Raw genomic sequence first — 3203 nt, forward strand, 5'->3', positions numbered from 1 at the left:
GGCCGCCGAGAGCCAGCGGCAAGACGACATAGCGAAACTCCTTGAATATGCTGGCGCCATCCATGCGTGCCGCTTCTAAAATTTCACGTGGGATTTCTTTGAAATAGGAATACAACATCCAGACCATGATCGGCAGATTTGATAGTGTAAAAATAATGGTTAATCCCCAACGGGTATCGAGTAATCCAAATTTTTGGTACAGAACATAGATCGGCACCAATACACCGACCGCTGGCAACATCTTGGTGGAAAGCATCCAGACCAAAATATCTTTGGAGCGCTTGGTCGGTGAGAACGCCATCGAATAGGCAGCTGGTGCGGCAATTAGCAGACCAAGAAGCGTTGATCCCACGCTGGTGATGATCGAATTCATTGCGTATAGCAAGTAGTTGCTACGCGCCTGAACTTCAATAAAATTTGCTAACGTTGGTGAGAAGAAGAGCTCGGCTGGAACCGCAATCGCTTGCAGTTCCGTTTTGAACGCCGTTAATCCTAACCAAAAAATCGGAAAAAAAAGTAGCAGGGCGAGTAACCATGCCATGGCAGTACGGCCGACAAGGGCCACTTTATATGCGCTGGTATACGTTACTGCTGGTGCTGCAATAAGGGGTTTCGCTTTGGTCATTGTTTGCATGGCCAGCTCCTATTTATCTAAGTTCTTGCCGATCAGGCGAATGAAGAAAATGGCTGCGATATTTGCTAGCAATACGGCAAACAAGCCACCAGCAGAAGCCACACCGACATCAAAACTAGCGAGTGCCTGTCTGAATATCAAGAAAGCGACGTTGGTCGTCTCGAAGCCTGGACCGCCGCCGGTGGTCGTAAATATTTCTGCAAAAATGGACAGCAAGAAAATCATCTCAATCATGATCACGACCGCAATTGAACGTCCCAAATGGGGAATGTAAAGGTAACGTAATTGTTGTAAATAATTAGCGCCGTCCATCCGCGCCGCCTCTAACTGTTCTCGATCCATCGATTGCAAAGCTGTGATGAAGATCAGGCAAGCAAAAGGCAGCCATTGCCAGGCAATCATGAGAATGATGGAAAAAAGGGGATATTCCGATAGCCAGTCAATTGGACCAAAGCCGAAAAAATGGCTGATCTGTGCAAACAATCCATAAATCGGATTCATCATCATGTTCTTCCACATCAGCGCATTGACTGCCGGCATGACGAAGAACGGCGAAATAAGTAACACGCGAACAAATGCTCTGCCCGGAAAGGGCTCATTGATCAGCAACGCTAACGCGATGCCAATCACGACCGTGATGCCCATCACCGAGAATAGAAGAGTCAGGGTGTTTTTTACCGCCGGAATAAATGCATCGTCGGTAAAAAAGTAATGGTAATTGTCGAGTCCGGCAAACGGGTGTACACCCGGCTCGAGCAAGTTATAACGCAATAGTGAGAAATAGATCGTCATCGCGAGAGGGACGATCATCCAGACGAACAGAGTCGTCATCGCAGGCGTGAGCAGAAGCCGCGCTGTGAGTCGTTTCATGGTGTACTCGCACGTAAAGTCGGAGGCGGCCCGCAATCCATGGCCAGCCGCCTGCGGTCAATCGGAATAATCCTTCAGTGTTGGAGGATTATTTGTAATAGCCGCTCTTACGCATTTCGCGATCGGCTGCTTGTTGCGAAATTTCCAGCGCTTTGTCGACCGATTCTTTGCCCAGCAAGGCTGCGCTCAGTTGTTGCCCGGCCATGGCACCAATCGACTGGAACTCAGGGATAGCCGCAAACTGCACGCCGACATAAGGCGACTGTGGCAAGGTGCTGTGGTTTGGATCGGCTGAGTAGATCGCTTTCTGTTCCGCTGCTGCAAATTTAGCGACTTTTTGGAATTCAGGATTGGCGTAAGTGGATTTGCGGGTGCCAGTCGGAACGTTACTCCAACCGGTTTCTTTGGCCACCAAAGCAATATATTCCTTCGACGTTGCCCATCGGATAAATTTCTGCGCAGCATCGACGTGTTTGGAGCTCTTTGGTATAGCCAAAGACCATGCCCACAGCCAGTTCGCACCTTTGTCAGTCACTGCGACCGGGGATTGAGCAAAGGCCACTTTGTCAGCGACCTTGCTTTGTTTTGGATCGGTAATGAATGAGGCCGCAATCGTGGCGTCGATCCAGATTCCGCATTTACCTTGATTGAATAGGGCTAAAATTTCGTTAAAGCTGTTGGAAGATGAGCCTGGAGGTCCATAGTTTTTTAGCAGATCAACGTATAGGGTAACGGCTTTTTTCCACGGTTCGCTGGTGAATTGCGGCTTCCACTTCATGTCAAACAATTGTCCGCCAAACGAGTTCGCCATGGTCGTCATAAAGGCCATGTTATCGCCCCAGCCAGGTTTGCCACGTAAACAAATACCGTACACGCCATTGGCAGGATCATTGATTTTAGCGGCTACCTCACGAATGTGATCCCACGTCGGACGGTCTTCAATGGTCATTCCTGCCTTTTTGACCAGATCGGAACGATACATAATCATGGAACTTTCACCATAGAATGGCGCGGCATATAGCTTGCCGCCGACTGATAAACCTGTGCGGATTGAGGGTAAAAGATCGTCGACGTCGTAGCCAGCGTCTGGTTTCAACTCAACGAGCCAGTCTTTTTTACCCCAAATCGGTGCCTCATACATCCCGATCGTCATCACATCGAACTGGCCGCTGCCTGTGGCGATATCGGTCGTGACACGTTGGCGCAAAACGGCCTCTTCTAACGTGACCCACTTTAATTTGATATCAGGATTGGCTTGCTCGAAGAATTTCCCTAGTTTGGCCATCTCGATCATATGACCATTATTGACCGTAGCAACCACCAGATCGACGGCAGACGCATTAATAGTGACTTTTGCAGTTGCTGCGAATAGGCTGACGCACAACGCGCTTCTAGCGATGAATTTCATACTTGTCTCCGTTTTGATTTATTTTTGGGTACTGGGATGATATTAGCACTCAGTTCTGATACGCCTTGATACTATAAGGTCAAAGCCCGATACTTTTTTGCGAGTATTAATATCGGAAGAACATAATTAGTAGCATTAGTTGTGATGTTTTTAACAGCTTTGGCTGAATCGGATGGGCTTTTGAATAACAGCCGAAGTCGCTGTGTCTATGAGGCTCTGAGGACGGAGGAAGTAATTTTTATTATTGACTGTCGATTGTTATCAATCGTATCGTTTGGTCGGGTTTTCGGG

The 3203-nt window shown here is 48.2% G+C and carries 3 protein-coding genes; all 3 read right to left on the reverse strand.

Annotated features, from left to right (window positions below):
• Positions 1-541: carbohydrate ABC transporter permease (locus tag QN379_RS23215; protein ID WP_323507739.1), on the reverse strand; the 541-nt coding region annotated here is incomplete at its 3' end.
• Between the two features lie 102 nt (positions 542-643).
• On the reverse strand, positions 644-1504 hold the full coding sequence (locus tag QN379_RS23220) for a sugar ABC transporter permease (RefSeq protein ID WP_323507737.1): 861 nt from the start codon (positions 1502-1504) through the stop codon (positions 644-646).
• An 88-nt stretch (positions 1505-1592) separates the two neighbouring features.
• Positions 1593-2912 carry a sugar ABC transporter substrate-binding protein gene (locus QN379_RS23225; RefSeq protein ID WP_323507738.1) on the reverse strand — a complete coding sequence of 440 codons (1320 nt, stop codon included), beginning with the start codon at positions 2910-2912 and terminating at the stop codon, positions 1593-1595.
• Between the last annotated feature and the right edge of the window lie 291 nt (positions 2913-3203).

It is taken from the genome of Glaciimonas sp. Gout2 (genome assembly GCF_035018905.1).
In the GTDB taxonomy this organism is placed as follows: Bacteria; Pseudomonadota; Gammaproteobacteria; order Burkholderiales; family Burkholderiaceae_D; genus Glaciimonas.

Coding starts and splice junctions, on each gene's coding strand:
- QN379_RS23220 (WP_323507737.1), bottom strand. CDS start 1,504: ATGAAACGACTCACAGCGCGGCTTCTGCTCACGCCTGCGATGACGACT.
- QN379_RS23225 (WP_323507738.1), bottom strand. CDS start 2,912: ATGAAATTCATCGCTAGAAGCGCGTTGTGCGTCAGCCTATTCGCAGCA.